The 18878-nt window shown below is 70.6% G+C and carries 17 protein-coding genes; 8 read left to right on the top strand and 9 right to left on the bottom strand.

The genetic code is table 11. From position 1 onward, the window contains the following. Positions 1-144: 144 nt before the first annotated feature. From RIN75_RS21170 to RIN75_RS21160, 3 genes are read right to left on the bottom strand one after another with little or no spacing between them, the layout of a single operon-like run. Positions 145-2277 (bottom strand): acetate--CoA ligase family protein, encoded by a 2133-nt coding sequence (locus RIN75_RS21170; RefSeq protein ID WP_309113716.1) that lies wholly within the window; start codon positions 2275-2277, stop codon positions 145-147. 9 nt (positions 2278-2286) lie between these two features. Beyond that, on the bottom strand, positions 2287-3516 hold the full coding sequence (frc, locus tag RIN75_RS21165) for a formyl-CoA transferase (protein WP_309113715.1): 1230 nt from the start codon (positions 3514-3516) through the stop codon (positions 2287-2289). Positions 3517-3527: 11 nt separating this feature from the next. Beyond that, positions 3528-5243, bottom strand: coding sequence for a thiamine pyrophosphate-binding protein (locus RIN75_RS21160; RefSeq protein WP_309113714.1), 1716 nt, complete (start codon positions 5241-5243; stop codon positions 3528-3530). 198 nt (positions 5244-5441) lie between these two features. Between RIN75_RS21160 and sucC the strand changes: the two genes are divergently transcribed. Together sucC and sucD are read left to right on the top strand one after the other, a co-directional pair. Next, positions 5442-6602: an ADP-forming succinate--CoA ligase subunit beta gene (sucC, locus tag RIN75_RS21155; RefSeq protein ID WP_309113713.1), complete on the top strand. Its 1161-nt coding sequence runs from the start codon at positions 5442-5444 to the stop codon at positions 6600-6602. Then, positions 6603-7517: a succinate--CoA ligase subunit alpha gene (gene sucD / locus RIN75_RS21150; protein WP_309113712.1), complete on the top strand. Its 915-nt coding sequence runs from the start codon at positions 6603-6605 to the stop codon at positions 7515-7517. Between the two features lie 22 nt (positions 7518-7539). Here sucD and fdhD read toward each other — a convergent pair whose 3' ends face one another. Genes fdhD through RIN75_RS21135 form a run of 3 tightly spaced genes read right to left on the bottom strand, consistent with a single transcriptional unit; the run spans position 7540 to position 10033 of the window. After that, entirely contained in the window at positions 7540-8364 is an 825-nt protein-coding gene (gene fdhD, locus RIN75_RS21145) for a formate dehydrogenase accessory sulfurtransferase FdhD (RefSeq protein ID WP_309113711.1), read from the bottom strand. Continuing rightward, on the bottom strand, positions 8352-8768 hold the full coding sequence (locus RIN75_RS21140; protein WP_309113710.1) for a hypothetical protein: 417 nt from the start codon (positions 8766-8768) through the stop codon (positions 8352-8354). Before RIN75_RS21140 ends, fdhD begins: the two co-directional genes overlap by 13 nt. After that, positions 8765-10033, bottom strand: a complete 1269-nt coding sequence (locus tag RIN75_RS21135) for an MFS transporter (RefSeq protein ID WP_309113709.1) — start codon at positions 10031-10033, stop codon at positions 8765-8767. The genes RIN75_RS21140 and RIN75_RS21135 overlap by 4 nt, the downstream gene beginning before the upstream one ends. A 66-nt stretch (positions 10034-10099) precedes the next feature. On the opposite strand from RIN75_RS21135, the gene RIN75_RS21130 reads away from it, so the two are divergent. The 4 genes from RIN75_RS21130 to RIN75_RS21115 are packed head-to-tail and all read left to right on the top strand — an operon-like array spanning position 10100 to position 15070. Then, complete coding sequence (locus tag RIN75_RS21130; protein ID WP_309113708.1) at positions 10100-10561, top strand: NAD(P)H-dependent oxidoreductase subunit E; 462 nt, start codon at positions 10100-10102, stop codon at positions 10559-10561. Next, the gene (locus tag RIN75_RS21125) at positions 10558-12084 is read left to right on the top strand and encodes an NADH-ubiquinone oxidoreductase-F iron-sulfur binding region domain-containing protein (protein WP_309113707.1); all 1527 of its coding nucleotides are present in this window, start codon (positions 10558-10560) and stop codon (positions 12082-12084) included. Before RIN75_RS21130 ends, RIN75_RS21125 begins: the two co-directional genes overlap by 4 nt. Next, entirely contained in the window at positions 12081-14864 is a 2784-nt protein-coding gene (gene fdhF / locus RIN75_RS21120) for a formate dehydrogenase subunit alpha (RefSeq protein ID WP_309113706.1), read from the top strand. The genes RIN75_RS21125 and fdhF overlap by 4 nt, the downstream gene beginning before the upstream one ends. Continuing rightward, positions 14864-15070: a formate dehydrogenase subunit delta gene (locus RIN75_RS21115; protein WP_309113705.1), complete on the top strand. Its 207-nt coding sequence runs from the start codon at positions 14864-14866 to the stop codon at positions 15068-15070. Before fdhF ends, RIN75_RS21115 begins: the two co-directional genes overlap by 1 nt. An 84-nt stretch (positions 15071-15154) precedes the next feature. Here RIN75_RS21115 and RIN75_RS21110 read toward each other — a convergent pair whose 3' ends face one another. Further along, positions 15155-15334 carry a DUF397 domain-containing protein gene (locus RIN75_RS21110; protein WP_309113704.1) on the bottom strand — a complete coding sequence of 60 codons (180 nt, stop codon included), beginning with the start codon at positions 15332-15334 and terminating at the stop codon, positions 15155-15157. Continuing rightward, complete coding sequence (locus RIN75_RS21105) at positions 15331-16185, bottom strand: helix-turn-helix transcriptional regulator (protein ID WP_309113703.1); 855 nt, start codon at positions 16183-16185, stop codon at positions 15331-15333. The genes RIN75_RS21110 and RIN75_RS21105 overlap by 4 nt, the downstream gene beginning before the upstream one ends. 182 nt (positions 16186-16367) lie before the next feature. On the opposite strand from RIN75_RS21105, the gene RIN75_RS21100 reads away from it, so the two are divergent. Next, positions 16368-17699 (top strand): AAA family ATPase, encoded by a 1332-nt coding sequence (locus RIN75_RS21100; RefSeq protein WP_309113702.1) that lies wholly within the window; start codon positions 16368-16370, stop codon positions 17697-17699. Then, a complete protein-coding gene (locus tag RIN75_RS21095) occupies positions 17696-18430 on the top strand; it encodes an HNH endonuclease (protein WP_309113701.1) in 735 nt (244 codons plus the stop codon). Before RIN75_RS21100 ends, RIN75_RS21095 begins: the two co-directional genes overlap by 4 nt. On the opposite strand, the gene RIN75_RS21090 is transcribed toward RIN75_RS21095, so the two are convergent. Beyond that, a complete protein-coding gene (locus RIN75_RS21090) occupies positions 18427-18855 on the bottom strand; it encodes a GNAT family N-acetyltransferase (RefSeq protein ID WP_309113700.1) in 429 nt (142 codons plus the stop codon). The genes RIN75_RS21095 and RIN75_RS21090 overlap by 4 nt on opposite strands. Positions 18856-18878: the final 23 nt, after the last annotated feature.

Here is an 18878-nt window from a genome sequence, read left to right as displayed (position 1 = left end):
CCGCCCGCCACACGCGCTCGGAGGACGGTGACGGCGCTACGGTTCCCGGGGTGGCGTCCCCGCCGGACAGCTGTCCCGGCGGATTGGGTGTATCCACAACGGACCTCCCGTGAGGTTGTGCACGACGACGGCGGATTTCCCCCTTCAGAGCAGCCCGGCGGAGCGGGCCCAGCGGTACTTGGCGCCCAGCACGGCGACCGGCTTCTCCGTGGTGTACGGGTAGGCGACGATCCCGTGCCGGTACAGGTGTTCGGACGCCTCCTCGACCTCGACATCACCCGAGAGCGAGGCGACGACCGGCTTGTGCACCCCCTTGTCGCGGAACTCCCGCACCACGTCCACGACCAGCTCGGCGAACACCATCGGCGGGGTGACGATGGTGTGCCAGTACCCGAGGACGAGGGCGTGCACCCGTTCGTCCGACAGGCCCAGCGCGATGGTGTTGCGGTAGGTGGACGGCGGCTCGCCGCCGGTGATGTCCACCGGGTTGCCCGCCGCGCCGAACGGCGGGATGAACTCGCGGAACGCCGCGTCCAGGTCGGGCGGGATCTCCATCAACGACAAGCCGTTGTCCACGCACGCGTCGGACAGCAGCACACCGGACCCGCCCGCGCCGGTGATGATGACGACGTTCTCCCCCTGCGGCGTGGGCAGCAACGGGACGCCGCGCGCGTACTCCAGCATGTCGTTCAGGCCGGGCGCGCGGATGACGCCGCTCTGCCGGAGGATGTCGTCGTAGACCTTGTCGTTACCCGCCAACGCCCCCGTGTGCGAACCGGCGGCCTTGGCGCCCTGGTCGGTGCGGCCGGCCTTCAGCACGACCACGGGTTTCTTCGCGGAGACCCGTTTCGCGGTCTCGGCGAACGCCCGGCCGTCCTTGAGGTCTTCCAGGTGCATGGCGATGAGCGAGGTGTTCTCGTCCTGCTCGAAGAACGTCAGCAGGTCGTCCTCGTCCAGGTCGGCCTTGTTGCCCACGCCGACGATCGAGGACACGCCGATGTTCGCCGACCGGCTGAAGCCGAGGATCGCCATGCCGATCCCCCCGCTCTGCGAGGACAGGGCCACACCGCCCTTGACGTCGTACGGAGTGCAGAAGGTAGCCGACAGGTTCTCCGGTGTGTAGTAGTAGCCGTAGATGTTCGGCCCGAGGATGCGCACGCCGTGCTTGCGGGCGATGGCCACGACCTCGGCCTGCAACTCGTGGTTGCCGGTCTCACCGAAGCCGGAGGGGATGAGGATCGCCCCTGCGACACCCTTCGCGCCGACCTCTTCCAGCGCGGCCGGCACGAACTTGGCCGGGATCGCGAAGACCGCCACGTCCACGTCACCCGGAACGTCCGAAATGCTCCGGTACGCCTTGCGGTCGAGGATTTCGTCGGATTTGGGGTTGATCGGGTATATCTCGCCCCGGTAGCCGCCGTCGACCAGGTTGCGCATGACCGAGTTGCCGATCTTGCCCGGCTCGGCGGACGCCCCGATCACCGCGACGGCGGCCGGTTTCATGATCCGGTTCATCGCGGCCAGGATCTGCTCCTGGCTGAACCGGACCGGCTCGGGCGCGGGCTCGGGGTCCACGATGATCCGCACGTCCACGGCCGTCGCACCGTCCGGGGTGGCCAGGATCGGGTTGAGGTCCACTTCGGACAGTTGCGGGAAGTCGGTGACCAGGTCGCCGACGCGGCGGATGACGTCCGCCAGGGCCTCCCGGTCCGCCGGGGGCGCGCCGCGCACACCGCGCAGCACCTCGGCCGCCGCGATGCCGTCGACCATAGAGGAGGCTTCTTCGAGAGTGGTCGGCGCGAGGCGGAACGTGACGTCCTTCAGCACCTCCACCAGCACGCCGCCCAGGCCGAACGCCACGATCTTGCCGAACGTGGGGTCGGTGACCGCGCCGACGATCACTTCCTGGCCGCCGGTCAACAACTTCTGCACCTGCACACCGACGATTTCGGCGTCCGCCTTGTACGCACGGGCGTTCGCCACGATCGTCTCGAAGCCGGCCGCGACCTCGGCGGCGGTGCCCAGGCCGACCAGGACACCGCCCGCCTCGGTCTTGTGCAGGACGTCCGGCGAGACGATCTTGAGCACGACGGGCAGCCCGATGTCCTCGGCCAGCGCGACCGCCTCCTCCGCCGTGGCCGCCAGGCCCTCGGCCGGCGTGGGGATGCCGTACGCCTGGCACACCAGCCTGCCCTCGGGCGCGGTCAGGGTGGTGCGGCCCTCGGCCGCCACCGCCGCGATGATCCGGTCGACCGCCGCCCGGTCGTAGTCCGCCATGACGTCTCCTCAGATGGCACCGGCGGCCTTGAGCCGCTCCAGTTGCTCGGGCAGGTAGCCGAGTTCGGCGAGGACTTCCGCGTTGTGCTCGCCCAGCAGCGGCGAGCGGCCCACGTCCACCGGCGAGGCGGAGAGCTTGAGCGGGCTGCCGACGGTCTTGTACGCGCCGCGCTCGGGGTGCTCGACCTCCACCACGGTCCCGAGTTCGCGCAGCGTCTCGTCCTCGATCAGCTCCTTGGTGGACAGGATCGGCCCGCACGGGATGTCGTGGGCGTTGAGCTGCTCCATGACCTCCCACTTGGTGTGCTTCTCGGTCCACTCCTCGATGAGCGCGAAGGCCTTGTCCAGCTTGGTCAACCGGGCTTCCGGGGTGGCCCACGCCGGGTCGTCGGCCAGTTCCGGCCGGCCGATCAGCCTGGTGATGGGCGCCCAGCCGACGGGCTGGATGATCACGTAGATGTAGTCGTTGGGGCCGCCGGGCGCGCAGCGCACCGCCCAGCCGGGCTGGCCGCCGCCGGAGGCGTTGCCGGAGCGGGGAACGGCGTCGCCGAACACCTCGTTCGGGTACTCCCCCAGCGGGCCGTGGGCGAGCCGCTGCTGGTCGCGCAGCTTGACCCGGCACAGGTTGAGCACCGCGTCCTGCATGGCGACCTGCACCCGTTGGCCCTTGCCGGTGCGCGTCCGCTGGTACAGCGCGGCCAGGATGCCGGCGACCAGGTGGATGCCCGTGCCCGAGTCGCCGATCTGGGCCCCGGTGGCCAGCGGCGGGCCTTCCTCGAAACCGGTGGTGGACATCGAGCCGCCCATCGCCTGCGCGATCACCTCGTAGGCCTTGAAGTCCGCGTACCGGCCGGGGCCGAAACCCTTGATGGACGCGTAGACCAGGCCCTCGTTGAGTTCCTGGAGGCGTTCCCAGGTGAACCCGAACCGGTCGACCACACCGGGACCGAAGTTCTCCACCAGGACGTCGGCGGTGGTGACGAGCTGGCCGAACACGGCCTTGCCCTCGTCGCTCTTCATGTTCAGCGTGATGCTGCGCTTGTTGGCGTTGAGCATCGTGAAGTACAGGCTGTCGACGCCGGGAAGGTCGCGCAGCTGGCCGCGCGTCACGTCACCGCGGCCGGGTGCTTCCACCTTGATGACGTCCGCGCCCAGCCACGCCAGCAACTGGGTCGCCGACGGTCCTGATTGGACATGCGTCAGGTCGAGGACTCGTATGCCCTCCAACGCCTTTCCCATGCGGGGCTCCCCTACTTGTACATGGTCTGGTTCATGGTTCCCGGCGCGTACGCGTCCGGGTCGACCCACACGTTGATCAGCGACGGCAGGCCGGACTCGCGGGCCCGGCGCAGGGCGGGCGCGATGTCCTCGGGGTCGCGGACCTCCTCGCCGTAGCCGCCGAGCATCCGGGCGAACTCGTCGTAGCGGACGTCGCCGAGGGTGTTGCCGACGCGTTCCCGGGCCGTGCCGTACTTCTGCGCCTGGCCGTAGCGGATCTGGTTCATCGACGAGTTGTTGCCGACGATGCCGACGAACGGGAGGTTGAACCGCACCAGCGTCTCGAAGTCCCAGCCGGTGAGGCTGAACGCGCCGTCGCCGAACAGCGTGACGACCTCCTTGTCCGGGCGGGCGTGCTTGGCCGCCAACACGAACGGGACGCCGACGCCGAGCGTGCCCAGCGGGCCGGGGTCCATCCAGTGGCCGGGCGACTTGGGCTGCACGACCTGGCCGGAGAACGTGACGATGTCGCCGCCGTCGCCGATGTAGATCGAGTCCTCGGTGAGGAATTCGTTGATCTCGTGCACGAGCCGGTAAGGGTGGATCGGCGAGGCCGTCGACATCAGCTGCGGCAGCCGCTTGGCGCGCGCTTTCTCCTCCACCGCTTGGAGTTCTTCCAGCCACGGCTTGCGTCCGACCGCGCCGTTGTCGGTGCGGCCGGACGCGGCGGCGGTGACGCCGGCGAGCACCAGGCCCGCGTCGCCGACGATGCCGAGGTCGATGTCCCGGTTCTTGCCGACGGTCCGGTAGTCCAAGTCGATCTGCACGACGGTGGCCTGCGCGGAGAGCCTGCGGCCGTAGCCCATCCGGAAGTCGAACGGGGTGCCGACGATGACGATGACGTCGGCGTTGTCGAACGCGTAGCGGCGGGAGAGCTGGAAGTGGTGCGGGTCGCCGGGCGGGAGCGTGCCACGGCCGGCGCCGTTCATGTAGGCGGGGATGTTGAGGGTGCGGACCAGTTCGATCGCCGGGTCGGTGGCGCGGGTCGTCCAGACCTGGCTGCCGAACAGCACGACCGGCTTCTTGGCGTGCACCAACAGGTCCGCCAGCTTCTCGACCGACTCCGGGTCGCCGGCGCTGCGCGTGGACGCGCGGTAGCGGCCTGCTTCCGGGATGCGGGCCTGGTCCAACCGCACGGACGCGTCGAGGACGTCCCGCGGGATCTCCAGGAACGACGGGCCGGGCGCGCCGTGGAAGCACTCCCGGAAGGCCATGGACACCAGGTCCGCCACGCGCGCCGTGGACGGGACGGTCGCGGCGAACTTGGTGATCGGGGTCATCATGTCCACGTGCGGCAGGTCTTGCAGTGACCCCATCTTGTGCTGGGTCAACGCGCCCTGGCCGCCGATGAGCAGCATCGGGCTCTCCGCGCGGAACGCGTTGGCCACGCCGGTGACGGCGTCGGTGGTGCCGGGGCCGGCGGTGACGACCGCGCAGCCGGGTTTGCCGGTGATGCGGGCGTAGCCGTCGGCGGCGTGCGCGGCGACCTGCTCGTGGCGGACGTCGATGACGGTGATGCCCTCGTCCACGCAGCCGTCGTAGATGTCGATGATGTGGCCGCCGCACAGGGTGAAGATCGTGTCGATGCCCTCGGCCTTGAGCGCCTTGGCCACCAGGTGGCCGCCGGAGATCAGTGCCGGCCCCGCATCGGACCCGCCGGTTGCCGCCTCGGTCGCTGTCCGCGTCATGTGCTGGTCAACTCCTTCGATCGCGGTCGGCAGCACCGAGAGGAGCGGGGCTTCCGACACTGGAACCGGCCCGTTGTAGATTGCATACCGTATGGGGTAGCCATATGCTTACGCCTAGTTCGGGCCGATGTCCAGAGCCGACCGGACCCGAAATCCCCCTGAGCCCGACTGGAACCTCCCTCGGAGAGGACGTCTGCCGTGGACCTCTACGAACACCAGGCCAGAGACCTGTTCGTCGCGCACGGCGTGCCCGTGCCGCGCGGCGTGCTCGCCACCACCCCGGCCGGCGCGCGCGGTGCCGCCGAACTGCTCGGGCTGCCCGTAGTGGTGAAGGCGCAGGTCAAGACGGGTGGGCGGGGTAAGGCGGGCGGCGTGAAGCTCGCCCGCACGCCTCCGGAGGCGCAGGCGGTGGCCGATTCGATCCTGGGCTTGGACATCAAGGGCCACCGGGTGCGCGAGGTCCTGGTGGTCGAGGCGAGCGCGATCGCCGAGGAGTACTACGTGGCCTTCCTGCTCGACCGCGCCAACCGGACGTTCCTGGCGATGGCGTCCGTGGCGGGCGGCATGGACATCGAGCAGGTCGCGGCCACCCGGCCGGACGCGCTCGTGCGCCTGCCGGTGACGGACGTGGACCTGGCCAAGGCGCACGAGATCGTCACCGCGGCGAAGTTCCCGCCCGAGGTGGCCGACCAGGTCGCCGACGTGCTGGTCAAGCTGTGGCGGGCGTTCGTCGCGGAGGACGCGACGCTGGTCGAGGTGAACCCGTTGGTGCGCACCGAGGACGGGTCGGTGGTCGCCCTCGACGGCAAGGTGACCTTGGACGGCAACGCCGCCTACCGCCACCCCGGGCACGCCTCACTGGCGGACCGCCGGGCCGAGAACCCGTTGGAGGCCGAGGCGAAGGACAGGGGCCTCAACTACGTCAAGCTGGACGGCCAGGTCGGCGTGATCGGCAACGGGGCGGGGCTCGTCATGTCCACTTTGGACGTGGTGGCGCGGGCGGGTGAGGCCCACGGCGGTGTGCGGCCGGCGAACTTCCTCGACATCGGCGGCGGCGCGTCGGCGACCGTGATGGCCGACGGGCTCGACGTCATCCTCAACGACCCGGACGTGCGGAGCGTGTTCGTCAACGTCTTCGGCGGCATCACGGCGTGCGACGCGGTGGCGGACGGGATCGTGCGGGCGCTGGACGTGCTGGGTCCGACCGCGACCAAGCCGCTGGTGGTGCGCTTGGACGGGAACAACGTGGCGGAGGGTCGGCGCATCCTCGCCGAGGCGGACCACCCGCTGGTGACCGTGGTCGACACGATGGACGACGCGGCCGACCGGGCCGCGCGGCTCGCTTCCCGGGAGGTCTGAATGGCTGTCTTCCTCGACCAGCACAGCAAAGTGGTCGTCCAGGGCATGACCGGCGCGGAGGGGTCCAAGCACACCAGACGGATGCTGAAGTCCGGCACGCAGGTCGTGGGCGGGGTGAACCCGCGCAAGGCGGGCGAGAAGGTGACCTTCGACTTCGACGGCGGCTCGGGTGCGAGTGCCCCGTGGCAAGCAGTGCTGCCGGTGTTCGGGTCCGTGTCCGAGGCGATGGAGGCCACCGGCGCGGACGTGACCGTGATCTTCGTGCCGCCCGCGCACACCCGCGGTGCGGTGGTGGAGGCGATCGACGCGGGCATCGGGCTGGCGGTCGTGATCACGGAAGGCGTGCCGGTGCACGACACCGCCGGGTTCTGGGCGCACGCCGTGGCGACGGGCAACCGGACCCGGATCATCGGCCCGAACTGCCCCGGCATCATCAGCCCCGGCCAGTCCAACGCGGGCATCATCCCCGACGACATCTGCGGTCACGGCCCGATCGGTCTGGTGTCGAAGTCCGGCACGCTGACCTACCAGCTGATGTACGAGCTGCGGGACGTCGGGTTCTCCACCGCCATCGGCATCGGCGGCGACCCGATCGTCGGCACCACCCACATCGACGCGTTGGCCGCCTTCGAGGACGACCCCGACACGGCGGCGATCGTCCTGATCGGCGAGATCGGCGGGGACGCCGAGGAGCGGGCCGCCGCGTACATCCGGGAGCACGTGACCAAGCCGGTCGTCGGCTACGTCGCCGGGTTCACCGCGCCCGAGGGCCGGACCATGGGCCACGCGGGCGCGATCGTGTCCGGCTCGGCGGGCACCGCGCAGGCCAAGGCGGAAGCCCTGGAGGCGGCCGGGGTCCGGGTGGGACGCACGCCCAGCGAGACCGCGCGGCTGCTCCGCGAAGTGCTGGCGTGACCGGCGCACCGCCTGGTCGGCGTCAACCGACCAGGCGGTGCCGTCCACTGTAGACGTTCATCGACGTGCCACGCAGGAACCCGACGAGCGTCATGCCCATCTCGTCGGCGAGGTCGACGGCTAGCGTGGACGGCGCGGACACCGCTGCCAGCACGGGAATCCCCGCCATCACGGCCTTCTGCACCAACTCGAACGACGCCCGACCGCTGACCATCAACACCGTCGCCCGCAACGGCAATCCCCTGTGCTGCAGCGCCCAGCCGACCACCTTGTCGACCGCGTTGTGCCGTCCGACGTCCTCCCGCAAGCACAGCAGCTCGCCGCCGGCGGTGAACAGCCCGGCCGCGTGCAGGCCGCCTGTCCGGTCGAAAACCCTTTGTGCGGCACGGAGTTCGTCGGGCAGCGCGGCCAGGGTGTCGATGTCGACCTCCACCGGGTCCTCCGCCACGGTCCACGCGGCGGTCGTGCGCACGGCATCGAGGCTCGCCTTGCCGCACAGGCCGCAGGACGAGGTCATGTAGAAGTTGCGCTCGATCGACGGGTCCGGCGGGGCGACGCCTTCGGCCAGGGCGACGTCCAGCACGTTGAACGTGTTGGAGCCGTCGTCGGTGGCCCCGGCGCAGTACCGGATCGCGGCGATGTCGTCGGGCGCGCGCACCACCCCTTCGCTGACCAGGAAGCCCGCCGCCAGGTCGAAGTCGCCGCCCGGGGTGCGCATGGTGATCGACAACGGCTTGCCCGCGACCCGGATCTCCAGCGGTTCCTCGACGGTGAGCGTGTCCGGTCGGGCGCGCGCGACGCCGTCCACCAGCCGCACCACGCGCCGCCTGCTGGTCACTCTGCCCATGTGGGGTCCTTTCGGCTCAGGTGCACGCATTCGGTGAGCAGGCGCCGGAGCGCTTCGTCGGTGTTCAGGCGACGGACCGCGCGTGCCACGGCCATGGTGGGGAAGATCCCGGTCCACCAACGCTTCTTTAAGCCTGCGGTGCGCAGGCAGTGGTCGACGATCGCGTGGGCGGGCGCGTTCGCGGTGTGCAGCAAGGGAACCGCGAGCGGTAAGAGGGCTTGTCGGCCGTGCGGGGTGGTGCGGTCGTTGACGCAGCGCGCGACCGCCGCCAAGACGGGGTGCACGGCGGCCGGGCGGTCCGACCAGACCTCGTCAGCGAGTTGGGACACGAGTTCGAGCAGGCAGCGGCCGTGCGCGGGCGTGGGGTGGCGGCCGGGTGCGAGGTGCGGCAACCGGGTGGTCACGACGCCTCGCTGGGCAGGAGTCCGCGGGGCCGGCCGGGGTGGCTGAGCCGGCCACCGAGCGCCGCGCCCGCCAGGCCGAGGGCCGCCGCGGTCAGGAACGCGGGTGCGTAGCCCTGGTGCGTGACGAGGATCGAGGCCAGGCCGACGCCGAGCACACCGCCGACCGCCTTGGCGCTGTAGATGACGGCGAAGTTGAGCGGTGCGGTGTCCTCGCCGAAGTACTCGCGGACCAGGTTGACCAGGAGGGCGTAGCAGCAACTCGTGCCCAGCCCGGCCAGGGCCGCGCCGACCATGAGGATCGGGAGCGAGTCCTGTCCTGACAAGATCACGAGCTGTGCCACGCCGCCAGTGGCCAGGGCGAGGCGGAGGGTGCGGCGGCGGCCGATGCGGTCGGAGAGCCGGCCCGCCGCGGGCCTGCCGAGGGCGGTCGCGGCGGCGAGGACGGCGAGGGTCGGCAGGTGTCCCGGCACGGCCAGGAAGACCAAGTCGAACAGCGACACCGCGGCGGCGGCCGTGACGGTGAGGAACAGCGGGGCGAGGGTGCCGCTGCGCAGGGCTTCGGCCGGGGCGAAGGGGCGGATGGCGGGCCGGTTGGTGCGGTGGGTCAACGCGCGGCGGCGCGGGTCGACGTCGGGCGGCCACCAGTGCGGCGGCGGGTCGCGCAACGGCAGGCCGCAGGCGGTGACCACGACCAGGGTGAGGAGGGCGGCGACGTCCAGTGCGGCGGGGTGCCCGGCCACCGGCAGGAACGGGACCCCGCCGAGTGCGAACGCGGCCGTGACCAGGGAGATGCGGCTGGTGGTGCGGTCGGGGAACCAGCGGACGGCGGTGCCCACGCAGGTCGCGTAGACCAGGCCCGCGCCCAGTCCGCCGATGAGGCCGTAGCCGAGGTAGAGGGTCGGCAGGGTGTCGGCGTGGGCGAGGGCGAGCAGGCCGATCGCGCTCAGCACCGCGCCGAGCGGCAGCGCGCGGGCCGGGCCGAGGACGTGCCGGAACCGGGCGGCGGGGTAGGCGACGCCCGCCTGGCAGGCGGTCCACAGGGCGAAGGCCCAGCACACCTCGACCAGGCCCCAGCGGGCCGACAGGGCGGGGACGAGGGCGCCGAAGCCGTACTGGCCGATGCCCGTGACGAGCATCGCGGTGGTGGTGAGCCAGGTCGTCCAGGAGCGGGGGCGGCCGAGGAGTTCGCGGTCGGTCTCGCCGATGCGGTAGCGGCGGCCGTACATGTCGGTGACGTGGTGTGCCTGCATGAGCGGATCACCCACCTTGCAGATTGTATACAGTATTGAGTAGCCTACATCCGACCGCAACCCTCTCCAAGGGAGGTCGACATGGATGTGGCCGATCGGGTGCTGGCCGTGATCGAGGCGCACCGCCACGACCGAGGCGCGCTGCTGCCGATCCTGCACGGGCTCCAAGCCGAGTTCGGGTACATCGACCAGTCCGTGATCCCGTTGCTGGCCAAGGAGTTGAACCTCTCCCGGGCCGACGTCCACGGTGTCGTCACCTTCTACCGCGACTTCCGCAGCGAACCACCCGGCCGCGTGACGGTCCTCCTCTGCCGGGCCGAGGCGTGCCAAGCGGTCGGGGCGGAGGAACTGGTCGCCCACGCGGAGCGCACCATCGCCAAGATCGGCCAAACGGCCGGCAACGTCACGCTCGACCAGGTCTTCTGCCTGGGCAACTGCGCCCTCGGCCCGGCCGCGCAGATCAACGGCCGGCTCCACGGCCGCCTGACACCGCACGAGCTCGACGCCGCCATCGCCGACCAGACGCGCGAGGAGTCGTCATGACCACCGTCCACGTCCCCCGCGACTCCGCCGCCCGGTCCGCCGGCGCGGACGAGGTCGCCGCCGCGTTCGCCCGCCACCCCGACGTCCGGGTCGTCCGCAACGGGTCGCGCGGCATGTTGTGGCTGGAACCGCTGGTGGAAGTGACCACCGACCACGGCCGAGTCGGCTACGGCCCGGTCACCCCCGACCGCGTCCCCGAACTCCTCGACGCCATCCGCGCCGGAGCCGACCACGACCTCCACCTCGGGCCGGTCGACGACCTGCCCTGGATGCGCGCCCAGAACCGGATCTGCCTCGCCCGCGTCGGCGTCACCGACCCACTGTCCACAACGGACTACGAGAACCACGGCGGCATCAAGGGGTTGCGCCGCGCCCTCGACATCGGGCCCGAAGCCACCGTCGCCGAGGTCACCGAGTCCGGTTTGCGCGGCCGGGGCGGAGCGGGGTTCCCCGCCGGCATCAAGTGGAAGACGGTCGCGGACACCCCGGGCGAGCTGAAGTTCGTGTGCTGCAACGCCGACGAAGGCGACAGCGGCACGTTCGCCGACCGGATGCTCCTCGAAGGCGACCCGTTCTGCCTGATCGAGGGCATGACCATCGCCGCGCACGCGGTGGGCGCCACCGAGGGCTACATCTACATCCGCTCCGAGTACCCCGACGCCGTCACCACCTTCCGCCGTGCCGTCGACATCGCCTACGCCCACAACTGGCTCGGCGAAGACATCCTCGGCCGCGGCCTGAGGTTCGACCTGCACGTCCGGGTCGGCGCGGGCGCGTACATCTGCGGCGAGGAGACCTCCATGCTGGAGAGCCTGGAGGGCAAGCGCGGGGTGGTGCGCGCCAAGCCGCCGATCCCCGCCATCACCGGGCTGTTCGGCCGGCCCACGGTCGTCAACAACGTCCTCACCCTGGCGTCCGTCCCGAGAATCCTTGCGGACGGCGGCACCGCCTACCACAAGCTCGGCGTGGAACGGTCCCGCGGCACGCAAGTCTTCCAGCTCGCCGGGAACGTCAAGCACGGCGGCGTGTTCGAGACCGACTTCGGCATCTCGCTGCGCGACCTGGTGGAGCACCACGGCGGCGGCACGCGGTCCGGCCGCCCGGTCCGCGCGGTGCAGGTCGGCGGGCCGCTGGGCGCGTACATCCCGGAGAGCGGCCTCGACCTGCCCATGGACTACGAGAAGTTCGCCGAGGCGGGCGCGATGCTGGGGCACGGCGGGATCGTGGTGTTCGACGACACCGTGGACATGGCCGCCATGGCCCGGTTCGCGTTCGAGTTCTGCGCCGAGGAGTCGTGCGGCAAGTGCACGCCGTGCCGGGTGGGCGCGGTGCGCGGGGTCGAGGTGATCGACCGCATCACGGGCGGCGAGGACCCTGACGCGAACATGGCTCTGTTGAACGATCTTTGCGACCTGATGACCGACGGGTCGTTGTGCGCGATGGGCGGTCTCACGCCCAACCCGGTGCGCAGCGCGCTGCTGCACTTCGCCGACGACTTCACCCCGAGGAGGGCAACGTCGTGACCCTGTTGAAGGAACCCGACCGCGGCACCCCGGCGCAGCCCGGCCCGGCCGTGGTGGACGTCGAGGTCGACGGCATCCCGGTGACCGTCCCGGCAGGCACGTCCGTGATGCGCGCGGCGGCGTTGTCGGGCGTCGACATCCCCAAGCTGTGCGCGACGGACAGCCTGGAGCCGTTCGGCTCGTGCCGGCTGTGCCTGGTGGAGATCGACGGGCGGCGCGGCACACCCGCGTCCTGCACGACCCCGGTCGCCGCCGGCATGAAGGTCCGCACCCAGACGCCGAAGCTGGAGAAGCTGCGGCAGGGCGTGATGGAGCTGTACATCTCCGACCACCCGCTGGACTGCCTGACCTGCTCGGCCAACGGGGACTGCGAACTCCAGGACATGGCGGGCGAAGTCGGACTGCGCCAGGTCCGTTACGGGTACGACGGCGAGAACCACCTGGGCCTGGAGAAGGACACCAGCAACCCGTACTTCGACTTCGAACCGTCCAAGTGCATCTCGTGCTCACGGTGCGTCCGCGCGTGCGGGGAGATCCAGGGGACCTTCGCGCTCACCATCGAGGGCCGCGGGTTCGAGTCGAAGGTGTCGGCGGGCGGGCAGCCGTTCATGCAGTCCGAGTGCGTGTCGTGCGGGGCGTGCGTGCAGGCGTGCCCGACCGCGACGCTCCAGGAGAAGTCCGTGGTGCAGCTCGGGATGCCGAGTCGGACCGTGTTGACCACGTGCGCGTACTGCGGTGTCGGTTGCTCGTTCAAGGCCGAGTTGCGCGGTGACGAGCTGGTGCGGATGGTGCCGTACAAGGACGGTGGCGCGAACGAGGGTCACTCGTGCGTCAAGGGCCGCTTCGCGTTCGGCTACGCCACCCACCCGGACCGCGTGCTGAGCCCGATGGTCCGCGAGAAGATCACCGACCCGTGGCGTGAGGTCTCTTGGGAGGAGGCGATCTCGCACACGGCCGCGAGGATGCGGGAGATCCAAGCCAAGCACGGGCAAGCGTCGATCGGCGGTATCACGTCCTCCCGCTGCACCAACGAAGAGGTGTACGTGGTGCAGAAGATGGTGCGCGCCGCGTTCGGCAACAACAACGTCGACACGTGCGCCCGGGTCTGCCACTCCCCCACCGGCTACGGCCTCAAGCAGACCTTCGGCGAGTCCGCCGGCACGCAGGACTTCCGGTCCGTGGCACAGGCGGACGTGATCGTGGTGATCGGTGCGAACCCGACCGACGGGCACCCGGTGTTCGCCTCGCGCATGAAGAAGCGCCTGCGCCAGGGGGCCAAGCTGATCGTCGTCGACCCGCGCCGCATCGACCTGGTCCGGTCGCCGCACATCGAAGCCGCGCACCACCTCCAGCTCCGCCCCGGCACGAACGTGGCCGTGGTCAACGCCTTCGCCCACGTGGTCGTGACCGAGGGCCTGGTCGACCGGTCCTTTGTGGACTCCCGGTGCGAGGGCTACGACGAGTGGGCCGAGTTCATCGCCCGGCCGGAGAACAGCCCCGAGGTGGTCGAGGAGGTCACCGGCGTGCCCGCGGCCGAGATCCGCGCCGCCGCACGCCTGTACGCCACGGCCGGCAACGCCGCGATCTACTACGGGCTGGGCGTCACCGAGCACAGCCAGGGCTCCACCATGGTCATGGGCATGGCGAACCTGGCGATGGCCACCGGCAACGTCGGCCGCGACGGCGTCGGGGTGAACCCGTTGCGCGGCCAGAACAACGTGCAGGGCTCGTGCGACATGGGATCGTTCCCGCACGAGCTGCCCGGCTACCGGCACGTGTCCGACGACGCCGTCCGCGCGGTTTTCGAGACCGTCTGGGGCCGCACGATCCGGCCCGAGCCCGGCCTGCGCATCCCGAACATGTTCGACGCCGCCATCGCGGGCACCTTCCGCGGCCTGTTCGTGCAGGGCGAGGACATCGCCCAGTCCGACCCGAACACCGCTCACGTCACCGCCGCCCTGGAGGCGCTGGACCTGGTCGTCGTGCAGGACCTGTTCCTCAACGAGACCGCCAAGTTCGCGCACGTCTTCCTGCCCGGGACGTCGTTCCTGGAGAAGGACGGCACGTTCACCAACGCCGAACGCCGCATCAACCGCGTCCGCCCGGTGATGGCGCCCAAGACCGGCAAGCACGAGTGGCAGATCGTGTGCGAGCTGGCCCAGGCCCTCGGCTACCCCATGGACTACAGCCACCCGCGCGAGATCATGGCCGAGATCGCCGCGCTGACGCCGACGTTCGCCGGGGTGTCGTTCGAACGGCTCGACCAACTCGGCAGCATCCAGTGGCCGTGCGACGACAACGCGCCCACCGGCACGCCGACCATGCACGTCGAGACGTTCACCCGGGGCAAGGGCCGGTTCGTGCCGACGTCGTTCGTGCCCACCAGCGAGCGCGCCACCCGCAAGTTCCCGCTCATCCTCACCACGGGCCGCATCCTGAGCCAGTACAACGTCGGCGCGCAGACCCGCCGCACCGCGAACGTGGCCTGGCACCCCGAGGACGTGCTGGAGATCCACCCGCACGACGCCGAGGTGCGCGGCATCCGGGACGGCGACGAGGTGTCGTTGGCCAGTCGGGTGGGCCGGACGTCGCTGCGCGCGGTGTTGTCGGACCGGATGCCGGTCGGCGTCGTCTACACGACCTTCCACCACCCGGTCACCGGGGCGAACGTGGTGACGACCGAGAACTCCGACTGGGCGACGAACTGCCCGGAGTACAAGGTGACAGCCGTTCAAGTCTCGCTGCGCACCACGCAACGCGAGCCGGCGGTGGTCGACTGATGCCGGTGCCACCGACCGTCCGATTGGCCAACGAGATCGCCGCGCAGTTCCACCACCAGTCGGCGGACCGCGCGGCGGCGGCGATCGCCCAGCACATCCGCGCGTTCTGGGAGCCCCGGATGCGGGAAGAGTTGCTGCAGCACACAACTTCCACACCGGAAGCCTTGGACCCGCTGGTGGTCGCGGCCGCACGGCTGGTGTCGTGACCTGCGACGGGGCAGTCCGGAGTGGACCGCGTGGAACCGCCCGCCCCTCACCAGGGCGGGCGGCGGCGGAATCGTGAGTAAAGGTCAGCTCTTGCGGAGGGTGGAGAGGAACGCCCGGAACGGACGGTCCGGAAAGGTCAGTTCCAATCCGGGTTTCTTGCTGTCGCGGACCACAACCGCGGCCGCGGGGCCGATCGCCAGCTCGACGCAGTTGTTCGCCGCGCCCGAGTACGAGCTTCTACGCCACGTCTTCTTCGTGTTCATGTTTCCTTCAGTGCGGTTGCCAGTTCGCTGATCAACGAGGCCGAGTCCTTGGGCGGCAGCGCGACCTCGCCGGCCATGTCATCGAAGTGAAGCAGGTACTTCTCGACATCGGCGGGATTGTCCACCCACTTCCCACCGCCGGCGTACTCCAGGTACACGGTGGAGGGATCGCCTTCCTCGAACAGGAGAGCGGTCGCGCCGCCGCCGGACATGGTCCCGTAGGCCCCCGCGCCGAACGGGATCACCTGGATCGTGATGTTGCTCTGCTTCGACATGTCCAAAAGGTGCGATAACTGCGCAACCATCACCTCCGGTCCGCCCACCACCCGGTGCAGCGCCGCCTCGTCGATCACCGCGTGCAGCGTCAGGCCGGGCAGCCGCCGCTGCCTGCTCGCCAGCGCCGCCACGGCCTGCTCGACCGACACCGCCGTGTCCACGAAACGCCGGCCCGCCAGGCGGATGGCCGCCGCGTACGCCGCCGTCTGCAGCAGCCCCGGGATCACGATCATCTCGATGGTGCGCACCTCGGTCGCGTCCGCCTCCTGCCGCGCGTACGTGCGCGCCTCGGGGGTGTAGGCCGCGGCGTTTGCCAGGCGCGTGGAATCCTGCTTCGCGTCCTCCCACAGGGCTTCCGCCTCGCGCCGCTCGTCGTCGCTCGCCCCGTAGAGCGCCAGGAGCGCGCTCAGCTCGGTCCAACTCGGACTGATGTAACCGTTCTCCATCCGCGACAGCGTCGACTGCGTCTTGCGGGTGAGCGCGTGGTAGTCGATCTCCGTCTTGCCGGCGCGCTTGCGCAGTGCGTTGAGGAACTGCCCCAGTTTGCGCTTGCGTCGGGTTTGGACCGCTGCCATCCGCCATCGCTCCTCTGAAAAGACTGCGAACACCCTAGTGGTCGAGCGCCGCGATTTCAGTTCACTCGTTCGGGCGCTAAGAAGATGCATACGCACCCCATAAGATGCCCCCGCCGCAAGCACTGCACGCCGCACCCGCCGACCGCACCGGATGGACACCCGCCCCCACTACAGTCGCCACCATGTACATCTCGCAGGTCCGGCTGCGGAACATCAAGGGGTTTCACGGCGCCCGCGAGGTCGACCTCAAGCTCGCCGCCCCCGGCTGGACCGTGATCGCCGGCCGCAACGGCTCGGGCAAGACCTCCCTCCTGCACGCCATCGCGCTGGCGATCAGCGGTCCCGCGGTGGCCCGCAACCTGGTACCGGACTTCGAGAACTGGGTCACCGCCGGTGAGCGCGAGGCCGTCGCCCAGGTGCGGTTCACCCAGGACGAACACGCCGAGCGGTGGTCGGGCAAGGGCCGCCGGCCGTCCGGCGAGCTGTGGGCGGGCCTGGTGTGGACCATGCCGGACGAGGAGGACCGGCGCGGCTACCGCGGTCTCCAGCCCTCGCTGAAGGAGAAGCTGGAGGGCAGCAAGACCGCCGCGACCCGCGGCCCGTGGCAGGACAACCCCACCGGCTGGTTCTGCGCCGCCTACGGGCCGTTCCGGCGCATGGTCGGCGGCACGCCCGACGCGCAGCGGCTGATGTCGAGCCTGGGCCCGGTGTCCCGGCTGGCGACCCTGTTCCACGAGGACGCGTCGCTCGCCGAGGGCGTGGGATGGTTGATCGAGCAACATCTCCGGTCGCTGGAACGGCGGCCGGGCGCGGAGGAGCTGAAGTCGGTCGCGCTGGCGATCCTGTCCGACGGCCTGCTGCCCGACGACTACCGCATCCGGGGAGTGGACTCCGACGGGCTCTGGGTGGACAACGGCGGCCACCGGTTCCCGTTGCGCGAGATGAGCGACGGCTACCGCACCGTCGCCTCGCTCGTGGTGGACCTGGTCAAGCAGATCCACGAGTCCTTCGGGGCGCTGCGCACCGCCCCGACGCCGGCCGGCGGGCTGGCGCTCACCGCGCCCGGGGTCGTGATCATCGACGAGGTGGACGCGCACCTGCACGTGTCGTGGCAGAAGCGGATCGGCGGGTGGCTCAAGGAGCACTTCCCGAACATCCAGTTCCTGGTGACCACGCACAGCCCGTACGTGTGCCAGGCGGCCGACCCGGGCGGCCTGGTCCGGCTGCCCGGCCCCGACCAGCAGGAGCCGCCGCGGGTGGTGGACCGGGCGCTGTACGAGCGGATCGTCTACGGCAGCGGTGACGACGCCGTGTTGTCCGACCTGTTCGGGCTGGACACCCCGTACTCGGAGCGGGCGCAGCGGCTGCGGGCGGAGCTGGTGGAGCTGGAGGTGCGGGTGATCACCGGCGCGGCCGACGAGAAGACCGTGCGCCGGTACGAGAAGCTCAAGGCGCTGCTGACCAGTTCACCGGTCGCGCGCACGCGCGAGGTCCAGGCCCGGATGCAGCGGTGATCCGGCTCGCCCGCACCGCCCTGCCCCCGGACCTGGCGAGGCGGTTACCGCCGCTGACCGACGAGATCGCCGCCGCCCCCGACCGGGTCCGGGTGGCCCGCGCGGCGTGGAAGCGGGCCGTGGTGCGCCGCACCGTGCACGCGCCGCTGCGGCGGCTGCTGGAGGAGATGGCGCCCGGCTACCAGCGGTGCATGTACTGCGGGGACAGCCAGGGCACCGACATCGACCACTTCGAGCCGTTGTCCCGCAACCCGGTGCGCACGTTCGACTGGCTCAACCACCTGCTCGCGTGCGCCACCTGCAACAGCAACCTCAAGCGCGACCGCTTCCCGCTGGCCCCCGACGGCACGCCGCTGCTGGTGGACCCGACCGTCGAGGACCCGTTCGAGCACCTGCTGCTGACGCCGTCGCTGGGCCAGTACGTGGGGCTGACGGACAAGGGCCGGGCGACCATCGAGGTCTTCGACCTGAACCGGCCGGTGCTGACGCAGGGTCGGGAGCAGGCACACCGCGTGGTCGTGATGGCCCTCCAGAAGTGGGTCGAGGGGCGCGAACGGGGTGCTCCGGAGCAGATGCGGGAGGCGGTGCTCACCGTGCGCGGCCAGCCGCTGGCCGACGTCTGCCAGGCGATGCTGCGGCTCGCCGAAGCACCCGGCGCGGACCGGGTGCTCGACTCGTCCGTCCTGCCCATCCTCCGCGACCCCGAACTGCGCAGTCACCTCCTGGTCTAGAGGAGCCGGCTGAGCCAAGTGGAGGTCTCCGCCTCGAACCCGTGGCGACCGTAGAACCGGCGGGCCGCGTCGTTGGGCGCCTCGGTCTCCAGGAACATCTTCAACGCGCCCGCCTTCCGCGCCTCCTCCACCAACGCGTTCAGCACCGCGCCGCCCACACCGCCACCGCGGTTGCGCACGAAGAACTCGTCGAGCAACGCGTCCCGCCCGCCGGACTCCAGCGAGTAGCCCCACGTCAGCACCGCGTACCCGGTGTCGAACAGCCACACCTGCCCGTAGCGGTCGTCGACCAGCAGCGGCTCCAGCGCGGCGGTCACCACCGCCTCGTCGTAGTGGTGCCCGTCGACGGCGTAGAACTCGCGCACCAGAGGCAGGATGGTCGGGAGGTCCGATGTGGAGGCTCGCTTGATCGTCACGACCTCCATGTTGACGGAAGGTTGCGAAAACC

This window comes from Saccharothrix sp. (assembly GCF_031180885.1).
Taxonomy (GTDB): Bacteria; Actinomycetota; Actinomycetes; order Mycobacteriales; family Pseudonocardiaceae; genus Actinosynnema.
Note: the sequence above shows the minus strand (reverse complement) of the source record. Positions and strands in the feature narration are given on the sequence as shown.